This window comes from Mesorhizobium sp. B2-3-11, assembly GCF_006442215.1.
Lineage (GTDB): Bacteria > Pseudomonadota > Alphaproteobacteria > Rhizobiales > Rhizobiaceae > Mesorhizobium > Mesorhizobium salmacidum.
Genome location: NZ_VFVS01000005.1, coordinates 160,889 through 176,099, shown reverse-complemented (window position 1 = coordinate 176,099; position 15,211 = coordinate 160,889). Strand labels below are relative to the sequence as shown.

Genomic DNA, 15,211 nt, shown 5'->3' with positions numbered 1-15,211 from the left:
GCGCCGTCACGCTCCTCCATGTCGAGTTGGAAGGGGGCCAGGGCGGTCTGATCTGCCGCGCCCCTGGCGTTCTATTCCGCCTATTCCGCCGCCAGTGCGGCGACTTCCCGCCGAAACGGCAAGGCGTCGCCGATGTCGGGTTCGTCCAGCTCGCGAGCGAAGCGATGGCCGGCATAGGTTGCCCAGGCGATGGGTCCCGGTGCTTCGGCATCGCCGATGACCTTGACCGAACGGATGCCGGCGTCGGCCCACTCGCTTTCCCGGGCCTTGAGGTTGCGCCAAACGGCGTCGTCCTGATTGCGCGACGTGACAAGTACGACGGCATCGGCCGTCAGATCCTGTTTCGCGCCGGTGTAGACGCAAGCCGTCACGACACCGCCCGAAGCGATACTCGTGGCGGTCCTGTTGAGCACGATATCGACCCCGAGTTCAGCCAGGCGGCGGTGAATGGCCCCTTGCTCCAGCGTGTTGCGGGTCCAGTCCGAGACATAGGCCGATGGCGTCACCAAGGTCACCTTCGTTCCCCGACGCGCCATCAGCTCGGCGAGAACGCCGCCCATGTAATAGTGGTCGTCATCGAACAGCACGACGTTGCCATCTGGAACCTTGCCGGCCATCAGATCGTCGGGCGTAAGGACCGGCATCGCGGCGTCGATCGGCATCGGCACGACATGGGCACGCGCGACGCCATCACGGCGCCAGGTCGATCCGGTGGCGATGGCGATGTTCTGGAAGCCGAAGGACAGGATGTCATCCGCCGCCAGCCGGCTTTCGAAATAGATGTCGACATCAGGCATCTGGCCGAGCTGATACTGCCGATAGTCGCGCACCCTGCCCCAGGCCGACAGGCCTGGAAGTTTGCTTTCGCGCGCCACACGCCCGCCGAGTTCGGTGCCGGCTTCCGCGATGGCCACTTTATAGCCGCGCAGGCCAAGCGCACGGGCAGCCTCCAGTCCGGCAGGCCCGGCGCCGACGATCAGCACGCTGTCGCTGTCGCCCTTGGCCTGCATGCGCTCCGGATGCCAGCCCTTGCGCCATTCCTCCATGAAGGTCGGGTTCTGCGTGCAGCGCGAGATCGACATGGTCATGTCGCCGGTGATGCAGATGTTGCAGCCGATACATTCGCGGATGTCCTCGATGCGGCCCTCCTCGACCTTCTTCGGCAGGAAGGGATCGGCGATCGACGGACGGGCGCAGCCGATGAAGTCGAGCGTTCCCGACCTGATCATCCTGACCATCACGTCAGGCGAAGTGAAGCGGCCGACGCCGACGACCGGCTTCGAGGTGAGCTTCTTGATGCCCGACACCAGGCTTTCCTGCGCCGCCTCGTCCTTGAAACGCGACGGGCCCGAGCAATCCTCCCAGGCGCCATGCGCGAGATCCCACAGGTCGGGCAGTTCGGCATGCATCTCGATTATGTCGCGGACTTCCGAATTGGCGAAGCCGAGTTCGCCGATCATCTCGTCCAGCGACAGCCTGAGCGTCAGGCCGCACGTGTCGCCGATCGCGTCGCGCCCTTCTTCGATCAGCTCGCGCATCAGCCGCGAACGGTTTTCCAGCGAGCCGCCATATTCGTCGACGCGCTGGTTGGTGGCGGTTGACAGGAAATGCTGGATGATGCCGAAGCCGTGCGCGCCATAGAGGCATACCAGGTCGAAACCCGCCTGCTTCGCACGTTTGAAGGCATTGCGGTGCCAGCGGCGCAAATCGCGAATATCCTGCTTGTCCATGGCGCGCGCCTGAACCGGATCGTTGGTGAAGGTGCGGATCGGCAACGCCGATGGGCCGCGCGGCACCTCCTTGCTGTAGAGGTTGGGACCGTTGATCCCGGAATAGGCGAGCTGGATGCCAGCCAACGCGCCGTGCTCGTGCATGGCCCGGGCCATCTTAGCCAAAGCCGGAATGTCGGCGTCATCCCATAGCCGCAGTTCGATGAAGGGCGTGATCTCGGAAGTGTGGTGCATTTCCGTCTGCTCGGTGAAGATGACACCCCAGCCCCCTTCGGACTTGACGCGGCGCATCTCTGCCGCGGCGGACGGATCGCGATAGCCGCCGCCATTGCAGTGCGGAACCTGATAGAAGCGGTTCTTGGCCGTCACCGGGCCTATCTTCATCGGCTCGAACAGGATGTCGTAGCGTGGGTCGCGCATGGTGTTTCCTCCGGGCCGGCTCGGCACTCCCGGTGCTGCCGAAACTACTCATAAATTGGAGCCGGCGCGGGAAAACTACGGATTTCTTCTGTGCCGATTAGGACGCGCCTAATCGCGGCACTGGGGCGGATTAGTCTGTGTTGAACCGGGGCTGAGCGAAATGCGACTTCAGAGCATCGGCGGCATGATGCTAGACAGCCAGGACCCTACAGAGAGACAGAAAATGGACACTATCAGGATCTTCGAACGGCTGATCGCTTTCCCGACGGTGAGCCGCGACTCCAACCTCGACCTGATCGGCTATGCGGCCGACTTGCTCGAGGCGAGCGGCGTTGCCTGCCAGATCGTCCACAGCGCGGACGGGCACAAGGCCAACCTCTTTGCCACCATCGGCCCGGCCGACAGGCCCGGTGTCATGCTGTCCGGCCACACCGATGTCGTCCCCATCGACGGCCAGAACTGGACGCTGCCGCCTTTCGAAATGACCGAGCGCGACGGCAAGCTTTACGGACGCGGCGCGGCGGACATGAAGGGTTTTGTGGCCTCCGCGCTCGCCGCCTGCATCAGGGCTTCCAAGATGGCGCTTCGGACGCCGTTGCATCTGGCGCTCTCCTATGACGAGGAGGTCGGCTGCCTGGGCGTGCGCGACCTGATCGAAATGCTGAGCGCGGCGCCGCAACGCCCGCGGCTGTGCATCGTCGGCGAGCCGACCAACATGCAGGTGGCGACCGGGCACAAGGGCAAGCTTGCCGCTCGCGCCGTCTGCAGGGGACGCGAAGGCCATTCGGCGCTCGCCCCACTGGCGCTCAATGCCATCCACCTCGGCTGCGATTTCGTGCGTTCCTTGCGTGACGAACAGGAACGATTGGCCCGCGACGGCGCCCGCGACGGGGACTACGACATCCCCTACACGACGGTTCATGTCGGCAAGATCGATGCCGGCGTCGCGCTCAACATCGTGCCCAACCTCTGTCAGGTCGATTTCGAGATCCGCAACATTGCCGCCGACGATGCCGCCGGCATTCTGGACAGGCTGCGCGACGCCGCGGCACGCATTGCTGAGGACGCCGTTTCGATCGCGGCCGAGGCCGCAATCGAAATCGAGATCACCAACACCTATCCGGGCCTCGACACGCCGGCCGCATCGGAGGCGGTGGCCTTCGTCAAATCGTTGACCGGCGCCAATGACACGATGAAAGTCGCGTTCGGCACGGAAGGCGGATTGTTCAGCCGCGATCTCGGCACGCCTGCCGTCGTCTGCGGACCTGGCTCAATGGCGCAGGGACACAAGCCGGATGAATTTGTCAGCGTCGAACAGCTGCGGCGTTGCGACGGGATGCTGGACAGATTGCTCGAACGGCTCACGGACGGCTGGCCGTCGTGATCCGCACGGCAGCCCTTACTTCACGATGCGTTCGGTTCCGAAGACGCCCTGCTCGACGACGAAGCGACGACAGTGGTCGATGAACGCCTGTACCGTCAGCGTGCGATGATCTGCGTTCGGCAAGGCAATTCCTATCGTGAGCGGCCTGAGGTCCCCCAGCAGAGGCACGAAGACAAGCAATTTGCCGTCCGGCGACATGGTGTTGAGCGGCCGCATATTGGCGATGCCGTAGCCGAAGCCGTTAGCGACCATCGAGCGCATCACGGCGATGTCGCCGGTGCGCTCGACGATCTTGGGCCGCAGGCCCCTGGGCTGGAAAGCCGACAGGAAATATTCCCTGCTGTAGGGCAGATCAAGCAGCACCATCGGCTCATCGACCAGCTCCTCGGGCGTGATGCCTGCCCTCGCCGCCAGGCGATGCGCGGCCGGCAACATCACATAGGCCGGCAACTGCATCAGCGGCTCGAAGGTCATGTCCTGCGACAGTTCCAGATCGTAGGTCAGCGCGGCATCTATCTCGCCACGCTGCAGCATCTCGAACAGTTGCCCCTGGTTGCGCTCGAATTGCCGGACGCGCACATCGGGATAGGCATCCTCGAATTTCTTGCGCAGCGCCGGCAGCACGATCTGCGCGAAAGTGAGCAGGCAGCCGATCGCCAGCGGTCCGCGCACCTTTTCGGCGATATCGCCGGCAATGTCGTGCAGCGCGTCCGCGTCGTTGAGCAGGCGCGCGGCTTCCTTGAGGAACAGGCGCCCGCCTGCCGTCAGCGCCAGCGCATGCGAATGCTTGCGCACGAAAAGCTGGACGCCGAACTCGGCTTCGAGCTGAGCGATCGACGCCGAGATCGACGGCGGCGAGACATTCACCTGCTCGGCCGCCTTGGCGATCGAACCCGCTTCGCCAACGGCGACGAAATATTCAAGTTGTCTGAGCGTGAAGCGGAGCGGCATGGTGGCTATGTTGCCGGTTTGCAGCCGGTGATCAAGTCGCGGCCGCTTCTCTATACTTGATCCAGGTGGTCTTCAGCGCGGTGTATTTGTCGAGCGCATGCCGCGACAGGTCGCGTCCGAAGCCGGACTGCTTGAAACCGCCAAAGGGAGTCATCGGGCTCAGCGCATCGACAGTATTCACGGAAACCGTGCCCACGCGCAGTCTTTCCGCGAGGCGATGCGCCCGCGACAGGCTGTCGGTCCACAGCGATGCGGCCAAGCCGTAGACGCTGTCGTTGGCGATGCGAAGCGCTTCGTCTTCGGTGTCGAAGGCGATCACCGACAGGACCGGACCGAATATGTCGTCGCGGGCAAGCGGGTCGTCGGGCGAGACGTCATCGAAGATCGTGGGCTGCACAAAACTGCCGCGCCCGTCGACGGCGACCCGGTCGCCACCAGTCACCAGCCGTGCCGACTTCTTGCCGCCATCGATGAAACGCATGACGGTCGCGGCGTGGCGCGCGTCCACCATCGCACCCATCCTGGATGCTGGGTCGAGCGGATCGCCGGGCTGGGTCGCCGCTGCCCGCCGCACCAGTTTCTCGACCAGCGCATCCTTGATGCCGCGCTCCACCAGAAGCCGGGAATTGGCCGAGCATACCTGCCCCTGGTTGAAGAAGATGCCGAAGGCGGCCATGTCGGCGGCCGCATCCAGATCGCCGCAATCGGCGAACACCAGATTGGGGCTCTTGCCACCGGTCTCCAGCCAGACCTGCTTCATGTTCGATTGGCCGGAATATTGCAGGAACATCTTGCCGACAGCGGTCGATCCGGTGAAGGCAAGGCAATCCACGTCCCTATGGCGGCCAAGTGCCTGGCCGGCCGTCTCGCCGAGGCCGGGCACCACATTCAAGACGCCCGCCGGCAAGCCCGCCTCCATGGCGAGCTCGGCCAGCCTGAGCGCCGAGAAAGGCGATTGCTCGGCGGGTTTCAGCACCACCGAATTGCCCGCGGCCAGCGCGGGCGCGCATTTCCAGGTCGCCATGTCGAGCGGAAAGTTCCACGGCACGACGGCGCCCACGACCCCAAGCGGCTCCCGCCGTACCAAAGCGAGGTCACCCCGGCCCGTCGGCGCCACCTCGTCATAGATCTTGTCTATCGCTTCTGCATACCACTGGAAGATCGCCGCCGATCCCGGCACGTCGATGGTCGCGGCGTCCTTGACAAGCTTGCCCATATCCAGCGATTCCAGCAGCGCCAGTTCCTGCAGGTGCTCGCGCAGCAATTCCGCCAGCCGCAGCAGCACTTGCTTGCGATGCTGGGGGCTCGCTCGCGACCAGACGCCGGCTTCGAAGCTGCGGCGCGCCGCAGCGACGGCAAGGTCGATGTCCTCTTCGCCGCAGGAGGCCACCTCGGCGAGCGTTGCTCCCGTAGCCGGATTGATGCTGGTGAATGTTCGGCCTGAGCGCGCGGGCATCGTCTTGCCGTCGATGAAAGCTCCGTCGCGAAAACGGATCGCCGACGCCTTGGCGATCCAATCCTTATGACTGAGTTCGCTCATGCTGGCTCCAGATTGTCGGGACTACTCGTCACCGGGAACGCCGTAGCTCGGCGCGCCAGACGGATTGAGGGCGCGCGTGACATAGTCATCAAGCTGGGGCTTGTAGATATCCCACAGCGTCGCCAGCTGCTCGATCGGACACTCCTCGCTCCAGTCGCAACGCAGGTCGGCGACGGGCCATGAGACATTGCGCACCAGTTTCATGCCGGCGGAGCGGACAGGTCCCGCCTCGCCGCCGGCCTCGAGCGCCGCTCGCATGGTGGCGATTAGCCGGTCACCGATGTCGCCTTCGGAGGCGAGAAAGGCATCCACCATGGCTTGCGGAACCCTATCGCTGGCAAGCAGGTTGCCGCCGCAGGCGACGTCCTCGCCGCGCGCCTCGGCCCAGATGCCGAGCGCTTTCGGCCCCGAATGGATTGCGCTGCCGCCGGCCGCGTCGACCGCCAGAACCTGCCGGTATTCGCTGAAAGCGGCCGTACGCTTCAGGATCGCGACGGCCTCAGTGGCGGAGGCGCCCCGCGCCATCAGCTCCAGCGCTCGTGGCCCGAGCGCCGGGTCCGTGACGTTCTGGCTGGCAACCGCCCCGACGCCCGCCTGCGCATAGGCGCAGCGGGCCGCCACCGCCGGAGATGACGAGGATACCGCCACTCCGAACATGCCGGTGCGCCGGCACCGTGCGACGATGGAGAAGGTCATGGCGCTCAGTCCGGGCTGATGGTTGCGCCATCATTCCGGATGATGGCTGTGTCATCATCCGGAATTACGGCCGTGCCGTCGATCTCGACCAGCCATTCCGGCCGCGCCAGGGCCGACACGACGAGGCCGGTCGAAACCGGATGCACGCCTTTGATGTATTCGCCCATCGTCCGGTAGACGGCTTCGCGATGGCGCACATCAGTCAGGTAGATCACCACCTTCACCAGATGCTCCATCGTCCCGCCGCATTCCTCGATGAGCTGCTTGATGTTCTGCATGACCTTGTGGGTCTGATCGACCGGATCGTGGCTCTCGATGGTGTTGGCGGTGTCGAGATCCTGCGGACACTGGCCGCGCAGATAAATCGTGCGGCCGCCCCGCGTGATGACCGCCTGGCACAGATCGTTGTCGAGCTTCTGCTCGGGATAGGTATCCTTGGTATTGAAGGTGCGAATTCGCGTATGCGCCATGTTGGTCTCCATCAGGTCGGGCTCGCAGCTGTCGTCGGCTTTGGTCAGGCGTCCACGGCCTCGCGCTTCGCGGCGGCATGGTAGGCCAGATATTTGCGCTGCGTCGAAATGCGGTCGGCCACGTGCTTGGCGTCGTGCCATACGCCCCAGATGAAGCTGGAACCTCTTCGCGACTGCCAGGGCAGCCCCAGGAAATAGATTCCTGGCTCGATCGAGACGCCGCGGTGGTGCCTGGGCCGGCCCTTCTCGTCAAAGGCGTCGACCTTCAGCCAGCTATAGTCGGCGGCAAAGCCCGTCGCCCAGATGATCGCCGCTATCCCGGCCTTGGCCAGGTGCAGTTCGCCGATCGGATTGGTCATGCATTCCGGATCCGGTTCGACCCGGCGGGCAGCGGGCTCTTCCGGAAGGTCCAGACCGTTGCGCGCGACATAGGCGTCGGCTTCATCCAGCAGTGACATCAGGCTGGCGTCGCCGCGAGCGACGTTTTTCGCAAGATCAGGCGCGAAGCTCATCAGCCCGTCCTGGTAGGTCCTAGTCATGCCGACCAAGGTAAGCCCCTGCGCCGCCAGCCGGCGGAAATCGATCGTTTCACCGCCGCGCGCGCCGCTCACCGCGATCGTGACATGTTCCGTGCCGGGTCCTGGGGTTTCGAGGTCCCATTTGCCGAGAACGCCCAGCCACCAACAGAAGTCGCGCCCGCGATAGGCCCGCGGCGGGCGGTCATGCGGGCCGACCGAAAGATAGACGCGCCTTCCCGCGCGCTGGAGCTCGTCCGCGATCTGCACGCCCGATGATCCCGCTCCGACCACCAGCACACCGCCCTTTGGCAATTTCGCCGGATTGCGGTACGCGCTGGAATGGATTTGCAGGATGCCAGCCTCCTCAGGGACAACAGGCGGAATGACGGGGATCTGGAACGGTCCGGTGGCGGCAACGACGCTGTTGGCGTCGATCACGCCATCGGACGTCTCGACGCGGAAGCCGGGCCGACCGACATTTCTTTGCACGAGTTTGACTTCCACGCCGCTGCGGATCGGCGCATCGATCTGCTTGGCGTAAGCGACAAAATAGTCGGCGACCTCGTCCTTGGAGGGAAAGCCGTCGGGGGCCGTCCGCGGAAACTCCATGCCCGGGAAGCGATCGTGCCAGGCCGGGCCGTTGGCAACCAGGGAGTCCCATCGCTGCGTGCGCCAGCGCTCGGCGATGCGGCCACGTTCGAGGACGAGATGAGGCACTCCGCACTTGCTCAGGTGCTCGCTCATGGCCACCCCCGCCTGGCCGCCGCCAACGACAAGCGTGTCTATCGTCTCAACCGACATGCCCAGTCCTCTTCTGACCATTCGACAGCTCCCGCCGCACGGGATGAAACCGATTTCCGGCGGCTGGCGGATGCAGCCCCGGGTGATCCATTTCACCGTGTTCCAGACAGGCCGCGTGTCATCCGGTCATCTCGTTATTGGCGCTCACAAGTAGCAGCACGTGCCGGTGGGCGCCCATAACGAATCTCCGAAGTCACGCGTAACCATTTCCGAATTTCTCACGCCGATAGACGCATCTACAGTTTCAGCGGTCGGACCCGCAGCGCCGCACGATGTGGCGGGCGAAGCCGGGCATGTGTCGGCACGGAACTGGTTGCGGAACAGGATGCGCTACCGCAGCGGCCCGTTCGGCAATGCCTCGAGCGCCGGCATCCTCGAGGGGCTGGCATGAAGACCGAGAGCTATGATTACATCGTCGTCGGCGCGGGGTCGGCGGGCTGCGTGGTGGCCAATCGGCTGAGCGCCGATCCATCGGTCAGGGTGTGCCTGATAGAGGCCGGCGGCAGTGATAACAGCCCGCGGGTAAGGGTGCCGGCAGGCATTCTGTCGCTCTATGGCAACCCGAATTACGACTATTGTTTCGTCGGCGTGCCGCAGCCCCATCTCAACAACCGCAGCATTCCGGTCAACCGGGGCAAGACGCTGGGCGGATCGAGTTCGATCAACTCGATGGTCTATATTCGCGGCGCCGCGGAGGACTATGACGAATGGGCAGCGCTCGGCTGCGCCGGCTGGGCCTACAGCGACGTGCTGCCTGTGTTCAGGAAGCTGGAGCGCAACCTAATCGCCCAGGACCCGCGCTATCACGGCACGGACGGCGAGCTTATGGTCGACAATCCGCGTGATCCGAACGTGCTCTCCGGGATATTCGTCAGGGCTGGCGAACGTGCCGGCCTGCCCGCCAACGAAGACTTCAATGCAGAGAGCCAGTTCGGCGTCGGGATCTACAACGTCACGCAGAATCGGGGCGAGCGCTTCAGCAGCTTCACCGCTTTCATGCGTCCGGTCCTCGATCGCAGGAACCTGACGCTGCTCAGCGCATGCGAGGTGATCGACGTTGTCATCGCCGAAGGGCGCGCGACTGGACTGCGCGTGCGCCATGATGGCCCGCAAAAAATATTCGCGGCCAGCCGCGAGATCGTACTATGCGCCGGGGCCATCAACTCGCCCAAGATCCTGATGGCGTCCGGCATCGGCCCCGCGGACGAGCTGCGGCAAATCGGCATCACGCCGGTTCTCAACCTGCCGGGTGTCGGCAAGAACCTGCAGGACCATGTCGACGGCATGATCACCGTGCGCTCCAGGAGCACCAGGACGCTCGGCCTGTCGCTTGCCAACCTGCCCCGCATCATGGCAGCGCCCTTCCAGTATTTCGCGCGGCGAAAGGGGATGCTCACCACCAATTATGTTGAGGGCGGTGGCTTTGCGAGAACCAGGCATGCGAACGGCCTGCCCGACATTCAGTTCCACTTCGTGCCGGGCTATCGCAGCCATCGCGGCAGGCTCATCGAATATGGCCACGGCTACGCCATTCATACCTGCGTGCTCAGACCGAAAAGCGTGGGTGAGATCAGATTGTCACGGGACAGTTCTCGCCGCGATGTTCTCATCGACCACCGCTTCTTCGCCGATGAACACGACGCCATGGTGCTTGTCGAAGGCATCAAGATCGCGCGCAAGATCCTCGCCGCATCCGAGTTCGATCCGGTGCGTGGAAAGGAAATGCTTCCGGGCAAGAATATCCGCAGCGACGACGAGATCCTCGCTTATCTGCGCGCCGAAGCGTTGACCGTCTACCACCCCGTCGGGACCTGCAAGATGGGGACGGACGCGATGGCGGTCGTCGATCCGGCGACGCTGAAAGTGCGAGGCGTGGCTGGGCTCCGGGTCGCGGATGCGTCAGTCATGCCGAAGCTGATCGGCGGCAACACGAATGCGCCAAGCATGATGATCGGACAGAAGGCCTCGGAGATGATCCTGGGCTCGGCGCATCACGGCGAAAGGTAGGGTCCGCCCCGCCTTTCGAATGGGTCCGCTCGACGTTTGGTAGCACGCTGTTTTCCCAAAAACCGCCGCAGACCCTCGGGTCGAGCCCGTGGGCATGCGTTTGGGCGACGTGCATCAATGATCCTCGTCGATCTCGTCGTGCAAAAGGCCAAGGATGCGCCGCTTGAGCGCGATGAACTCGGGTTCGAGGATCACGTCCATAGAGCGCGGCCTGGGGATGTCGACCTTGATCTCGGCCTTGATCTTGCCGGGCCTGGCCGTCATCACCAAGACGCGATCGCCCAGGACGAGCGCCTCGTCAATATCGTGGGTAACGAACAGCACCGTCTTTTGCTGCCGCTCCCAGACGCGCAAAAGCAGTTTCTGCATGGTGCCGCGCGTCTGGCTGTCGAGAGCGCCGAAGGGCTCGTCCATCAACAGAACGGCCGGATCGTTGGCAAGGGCGCGTGCGATCGCGACGCGTTGCTTCATGCCGCCGGAAAGCTGGGCGGGGTAGTGGTCGGCAAAGGGCGCGAGGCCGACTTCGTCTAGATACTGGTCGACGATCTGCTTGCGCCGCCCCGCCGGCAGGCCCTTGCGCTTGGGCCCATATTCGATGTTGGCACGCACCGTGAGCCAGGGAAACAAGGTGTAGCTCTGGAACACCATGCCTCTGTCGGGACCGGGTTCGATCACTTCGCGGCCATCGACCTTGATGCTGCCCGAAGTCGCGTCATTGAGGCCGGCCGCAAGGTAGAGCAGGCTGGATTTGCCGCATCCCGAAGGGCCGACGATCACACAGAATTCGTTCTTGGCCACCTTCAGCGACACATCGTCCAGTGCCAGCACGCCGTTGGCGTCGCCGTAACGCAATGTCACGTCCTCGATTGACATCGTCGTGCCGGTCGAGCGCGGATCGCCGGTCGTCGCGGCCGAGCCGGCCAGATCATTCGCCTTGATGGTCTCGCTCATTGCTACCCTTGATCCGACCGCGGTTTGCGAGGTTGCGTTCAACATCAGGATGCCCATGGCGCGACCCTCGCCCGGATAATGCGGAACGCCGTGTCGGTGACAAGGCCCAGAAGCCCAATCGCGGCGATCGCCATGAAAATCACATCGACCTGGAAGCCTCGCATCGCCTTCAGGCTGATATAACCGAGACCGCTGGACGCGGCGACGAGCTCGGCCACGACCAGATAGGTCCAGGCCCAGCCCATGGTGACGCGAAGCGTGTCGAGGATGGCTGGAAGCGCGGCCGGGAAAATGACGTGCCACACGGCTTCGCTGCGCTTGGTGCCCAGAGTGTAGGATGCGTTGACCAGGTCCCTGGACACACTGCGCGCACAGTCGGAAATCATCACCAGCTGCTGGAAAAAGGTGCCGAAGAATATGACCGCTATGCGCTGTTCGATCCCGATGCCGATCCAAAGGATGAACAGGGGCACGAAGGAGGTCACGGGCAGGTAGCGGATGAAATTGACCAACGGCTCCAGGGGCGCTTGCACCACCCGGTATGTCCCCATCCACAATCCCAGCGGCACCGAGATCAGCGAGGAGACGATGAAGCCCAGGATCACCACCTTGGCACTGGTCAAGGTGTGGTAAAAAAGGCTGCCGTCCAGAGACATGCGATAGGTCGTCTGCAGCACGGTTCCAGGCGTCGGCAGGAACATGTTCGGCACGACGCGGCCATAGGACAGCAGGGCCCAGCCGCCGATCACGACCACCCACATCACCAGCGCGAGTGTTGTTGCCGTGCTGGCTGGAATGTTGGCGAATGGGGTCGTCAGGCGTGTCCACGCCGTCCGCCTTTGTGCCATGGGATGGCCTCCGTTGATGTTCTGAAGCGCGAAGCTCGGGCCTGCCGGGAAATCGGGGGCGGTCCAGGCGGACCGACCCCGGTTTCTCGAAGGCTCACTGTTCCCTGATGAAATCGGTGTCGAGGATGGTTTTCGCGTCGATCGTCATCTTGAGCTTGCCGGCCTTGCCCCAGATGTCCTGCGCGAAGTTCACCAGTTCGGACGCCTCGCTCTTCTGCGGCGTGCCGAAGAATTCCAGGTTACGGTCGCGGTCATAATAGCGCACGCCCTTGGCGCCGGCCGCGAAATCCTCGGGCTTTTCAAGATAGCCGCCAATGCCCTTGGCCATGATCTCATAGGCTTTTTCCGGATTGGTCTTTATGTACTCGACCGCCTTGTAATAGCCCTTGACGAGGGCCTTTACGTCCTCGGGATGCTTTTCGATGAGATCGCATTTGAGGGCGATCACATCCACGATCAGGCCAGGGGTGGTCGTCGAATCGATCAGCACCTTTCCCTTGCCGCCCTTGCGGACTTCGGTGAGATGCGGCTCCCAGGTCACGGCGGCGGGAACCTGGCCGGCGATGAAGGCGGTCGCCGCGTCATCGGCGGTCATGTTGGTGATGGTGACGTCGTCCTCGGTCATGCCTTCTTTTTTCAAGAGCACATTGAACCAGAATTCGGAAACGGAGCCCTCGTTCAAGGCCACCTGCTGACCCTTCAGATCCTTGAGCGACTTGATGTCGGGCTGCGTGACGACACCATCACCGCCGTGGCTGTCGTCGAGCGCCAGGACGTATTTGAAACAGAGATCGTCCGAGCGGTACTTCATCAGCTCGTCGACCGTGGAGGCGGCGCCATCGAGATCACCACCGGCGACCGCCGCCATGTAAAGAGCTGATTCTTCTATGACCTTCAGGTCGACATCGACGCCGGCCTCCTTGAAGTAACCAAGGTCGCGGGCAAGAAACAGCGGCCCGTAGCCCACCCAGGTCGTCATGCCAAGACGGATGGCGCCGGCGTTGGCAGGAGCGGCGAGCCCCAGGCCCAGCAAGCCTGCGCCGACCGCGCTCATCAGGCAGTTTCGAAATGTCTTCATTGTTGTGGTTCCCCTATGGCTGTTGCCGGCATCGGCCTCATTCTAGCGGCGTATGCCGGCTCTTGTTTTGGCAGCCGCTCTTGTTTGGGCGTCGCCTCCCAAGCGAGCCTTGCGTGTTCTAAGGTCCGCAAGAGAGCATTCGGGCCGGATCGCAAAAAGAAGTCTTTTTCTGCCCATTGCTTCGTCGAAACCGAAGCGCGGTCGATACCCAATCGGCTGCCTGGTTCTGGCCCCTCTTGCCGGTCTATTTCCGCCGGCTCCGTCAACGGAAGCGGCCTCGATGCCATGGCGCTCGGAACCGACGAGCGTCCCGTGCGGGAACTCGCTCCTGCAAAAGGACAGGAACCGACGCCGGCGGCCGGCGTTTTGCTGCCGCATGGACTTGCCGCACCGCGAAACCAGGGAGCGGTATTGGTGCCTGAAGGCTGCGGCTCGCGGGGGCAAGGCGGAGATGGATGCCATGAGTATTTTCTATCGGGCGGCCAAGATTGCGGAGCAGGCCCATGCATCGCAGCACGACAAGACAGGAGGCCCCTATATCGATCATTGCCGTCGGGTGGTCGACGCTGTCGAGACGATGGACCAGAAAGTCGTCGCCTATCTGCACGACGTTCTGGAAAAAGGCGAAGGCTGGAGCCGGACCAGGCTTGAAGAGGCGGGCTTTGGACCGACGATCGCCGCCGCGGTCGACGCCATGACGCGCAGAGACGGCGAGGACTATTTTACATTCGTGCGGCGGGCTGGATCGAACCCATTGGCGCTGCCGGTAAAACGGGCTGATCTGACCGACAATATCTGGCAATCGCGGCAGATCGGAGCACCCACGGCCAAATACGAAGAGGCGTTGCGCATTCTTGATGACGAGTTCACCAGGTGACAGGCGCCCGGATGCTGACGGCAATTGAGCCATGGTGTGCGGCATGCGCCGATGCCGTAGCCCGCGATTTCGGGCAAGACGTGTGGATTACGCGAGCCAGCCGGTTCGGTTATTTTCGTACAGATGTTTTATCGTGACACGCCGGGCGGGTGGTTTTATGAATCTGGAGATCGATCCGCGTCCGGCATGCCTTCTGGCGCAATGCCTGATCGCCTTCGGGACGCTTCGAGACCAAGGTGACGCCCATGCGGGAATTGCCGAAAGACATTGACGCCGATGTGGTGATCGAAATCAGCAGATTGCTGGACGACAGCGCGCTTTTCGTGCCTGTCCGGGTTCATGAACTCACAGCAAGGGTAAGGCAGAAAGTGAAGACGGGTTTGCCGGATCGTTCGATCGAAGAGCTGATCGTGGAAATGGCCTCCTTGCGTCGGTTGGCCATGGCCTTTGAGCTGCCCGGATCGGAGAATGTGGTGGAAATTCCACAGCGGCTCCTACGCTGACCGATCAAGGTCACGCGCTTCGTTCGGCAGTCAGGATAAGCGATGCCCGAACACCTGGGCGCCCGCGTCATTGCACACCTTTGATTTTGACCAGATCGCGATCCGGCATTTCGTCGCGAGCGACATCCATCAATAACGAACCTAGATGAGCAGCCTTGGGCTCAATTTGCGGTACTGCCCTCGTCAAAAAGCTGAATGCCCCGCACAGCAGCTTTCTTGGTGATCAAGCCTTTCAGATCGGCATCCGATCGCTCTGTGCCGGTCCGCTTCCGCAGGATCGCTATGGCGGCTTGCATCGACGGGAAAGGGCTGTCCTGCAACTCATCGAGAATGGCGTCCACCGACGTGGCGACATTGGTCGGTTCGGGATTTGTCGACATGGCCGTTCGTCCGTCCGACTCGCCGCCCATATCGGCGTGGCAGGTATTTAGAAGCGC

The 15,211-nt window shown here is 63.2% G+C and carries 14 protein-coding genes; 4 read left to right on the top strand and 10 right to left on the bottom strand.

From position 1 onward, the window contains the following. Positions 1-80 precede the first annotated feature (80 nt). Positions 81-2,150, bottom strand: a complete 2,070-nt coding sequence (locus FJ960_RS09650) for an NAD(P)-binding protein (RefSeq protein WP_140713454.1) — start codon at positions 2,148-2,150, stop codon at positions 81-83. Between the two features lie 223 nt (positions 2,151-2,373). Between FJ960_RS09650 and argE the strand changes: the two genes are divergently transcribed. Next, complete coding sequence (gene argE / locus FJ960_RS09645; RefSeq protein ID WP_140713452.1) at positions 2,374-3,534, top strand: acetylornithine deacetylase; 1,161 nt, start codon at positions 2,374-2,376, stop codon at positions 3,532-3,534. Positions 3,535-3,549: 15 nt separating this feature from the next. Here the strand turns inward: argE and FJ960_RS09640 are convergent, their stop codons facing one another. The 5 genes from FJ960_RS09640 to FJ960_RS09620 are packed head-to-tail and all read right to left on the bottom strand — an operon-like array spanning position 3,550 to position 8,510. After that, positions 3,550-4,485, bottom strand: a complete 936-nt coding sequence (locus FJ960_RS09640) for a LysR family transcriptional regulator (RefSeq protein ID WP_140504654.1) — start codon at positions 4,483-4,485, stop codon at positions 3,550-3,552. Positions 4,486-4,516: 31 nt separating this feature from the next. Beyond that, positions 4,517-6,025, bottom strand: coding sequence for an aldehyde dehydrogenase (locus FJ960_RS09635; RefSeq protein ID WP_140713450.1), 1,509 nt, complete (start codon positions 6,023-6,025; stop codon positions 4,517-4,519). Between the two features lie 21 nt (positions 6,026-6,046). After that, complete coding sequence (locus tag FJ960_RS09630; RefSeq protein ID WP_140713448.1) at positions 6,047-6,721, bottom strand: DUF1028 domain-containing protein; 675 nt, start codon at positions 6,719-6,721, stop codon at positions 6,047-6,049. Positions 6,722-6,726: 5 nt separating this feature from the next. Then, positions 6,727-7,191, bottom strand: coding sequence for a RidA family protein (locus FJ960_RS09625; RefSeq protein WP_140713446.1), 465 nt, complete (start codon positions 7,189-7,191; stop codon positions 6,727-6,729). Positions 7,192-7,235: 44 nt separating this feature from the next. Continuing rightward, positions 7,236-8,510: an NAD(P)/FAD-dependent oxidoreductase gene (locus FJ960_RS09620; protein ID WP_140713597.1), complete on the bottom strand. Its 1,275-nt coding sequence runs from the start codon at positions 8,508-8,510 to the stop codon at positions 7,236-7,238. Between the two features lie 387 nt (positions 8,511-8,897). Here FJ960_RS09620 and FJ960_RS09615 point away from each other — a divergent pair, with 387 nt between their 5' ends. Beyond that, positions 8,898-10,517, top strand: coding sequence for a GMC family oxidoreductase N-terminal domain-containing protein (locus FJ960_RS09615; RefSeq protein ID WP_140713444.1), 1,620 nt, complete (start codon positions 8,898-8,900; stop codon positions 10,515-10,517). 114 nt (positions 10,518-10,631) lie between these two features. Here FJ960_RS09615 and FJ960_RS09610 read toward each other — a convergent pair whose 3' ends face one another. From FJ960_RS09610 to FJ960_RS09600, 3 genes are all read right to left on the bottom strand, one after another. Next, positions 10,632-11,390, bottom strand: coding sequence for an ABC transporter ATP-binding protein (locus FJ960_RS09610; RefSeq protein WP_210241538.1), 759 nt, complete (start codon positions 11,388-11,390; stop codon positions 10,632-10,634). Between the two features lie 122 nt (positions 11,391-11,512). Continuing rightward, on the bottom strand, positions 11,513-12,316 hold the full coding sequence (locus tag FJ960_RS09605; RefSeq protein WP_140504664.1) for an ABC transporter permease: 804 nt from the start codon (positions 12,314-12,316) through the stop codon (positions 11,513-11,515). A gap of 94 nt (positions 12,317-12,410) precedes the next feature. Further along, positions 12,411-13,394 carry an ABC transporter substrate-binding protein gene (locus FJ960_RS09600; protein ID WP_140713442.1) on the bottom strand — a complete coding sequence of 328 codons (984 nt, stop codon included), beginning with the start codon at positions 13,392-13,394 and terminating at the stop codon, positions 12,411-12,413. A gap of 460 nt (positions 13,395-13,854) precedes the next feature. On the opposite strand from FJ960_RS09600, the gene FJ960_RS09595 reads away from it, so the two are divergent. Next, a complete protein-coding gene (locus FJ960_RS09595) occupies positions 13,855-14,271 on the top strand; it encodes an HD domain-containing protein (protein WP_140713595.1) in 417 nt (138 codons plus the stop codon). 245 nt (positions 14,272-14,516) lie between these two features. Beyond that, positions 14,517-14,774: a hypothetical protein gene (locus FJ960_RS09590; protein ID WP_140504669.1), complete on the top strand. Its 258-nt coding sequence runs from the start codon at positions 14,517-14,519 to the stop codon at positions 14,772-14,774. Positions 14,775-14,935: 161 nt separating this feature from the next. On the opposite strand, the gene FJ960_RS09585 is transcribed toward FJ960_RS09590, so the two are convergent. Further along, positions 14,936-15,154 (bottom strand): hypothetical protein, encoded by a 219-nt coding sequence (locus FJ960_RS09585; protein WP_140504671.1) that lies wholly within the window; start codon positions 15,152-15,154, stop codon positions 14,936-14,938. Positions 15,155-15,211: the final 57 nt, after the last annotated feature.

Coding starts and splice junctions, on each gene's coding strand:
- argE (WP_140713452.1), top strand. CDS start 2,374: ATGGACACTATCAGGATCTTCGAACGGCTGATCGCTTTCCCGACGGTG.
- FJ960_RS09625 (WP_140713446.1), bottom strand. CDS start 7,191: ATGGCGCATACGCGAATTCGCACCTTCAATACCAAGGATACCTATCCC.
- FJ960_RS09615 (WP_140713444.1), top strand. CDS start 8,898: ATGAAGACCGAGAGCTATGATTACATCGTCGTCGGCGCGGGGTCGGCG.
- FJ960_RS09590 (WP_140504669.1), top strand. CDS start 14,517: ATGCGGGAATTGCCGAAAGACATTGACGCCGATGTGGTGATCGAAATC.
- FJ960_RS09610 (WP_210241538.1), bottom strand. CDS start 11,390: ATGTCAATCGAGGACGTGACATTGCGTTACGGCGACGCCAACGGCGTG.
- FJ960_RS09600 (WP_140713442.1), bottom strand. CDS start 13,394: ATGAAGACATTTCGAAACTGCCTGATGAGCGCGGTCGGCGCAGGCTTG.
- FJ960_RS09640 (WP_140504654.1), bottom strand. CDS start 4,485: ATGCCGCTCCGCTTCACGCTCAGACAACTTGAATATTTCGTCGCCGTT.
- FJ960_RS09630 (WP_140713448.1), bottom strand. CDS start 6,721: ATGACCTTCTCCATCGTCGCACGGTGCCGGCGCACCGGCATGTTCGGA.
- FJ960_RS09635 (WP_140713450.1), bottom strand. CDS start 6,025: ATGAGCGAACTCAGTCATAAGGATTGGATCGCCAAGGCGTCGGCGATC.
- FJ960_RS09620 (WP_140713597.1), bottom strand. CDS start 8,510: ATGTCGGTTGAGACGATAGACACGCTTGTCGTTGGCGGCGGCCAGGCG.
- FJ960_RS09585 (WP_140504671.1), bottom strand. CDS start 15,154: ATGTCGACAAATCCCGAACCGACCAATGTCGCCACGTCGGTGGACGCC.
- FJ960_RS09605 (WP_140504664.1), bottom strand. CDS start 12,316: ATGGCACAAAGGCGGACGGCGTGGACACGCCTGACGACCCCATTCGCC.
- FJ960_RS09595 (WP_140713595.1), top strand. CDS start 13,855: ATGAGTATTTTCTATCGGGCGGCCAAGATTGCGGAGCAGGCCCATGCA.
- FJ960_RS09650 (WP_140713454.1), bottom strand. CDS start 2,150: ATGCGCGACCCACGCTACGACATCCTGTTCGAGCCGATGAAGATAGGC.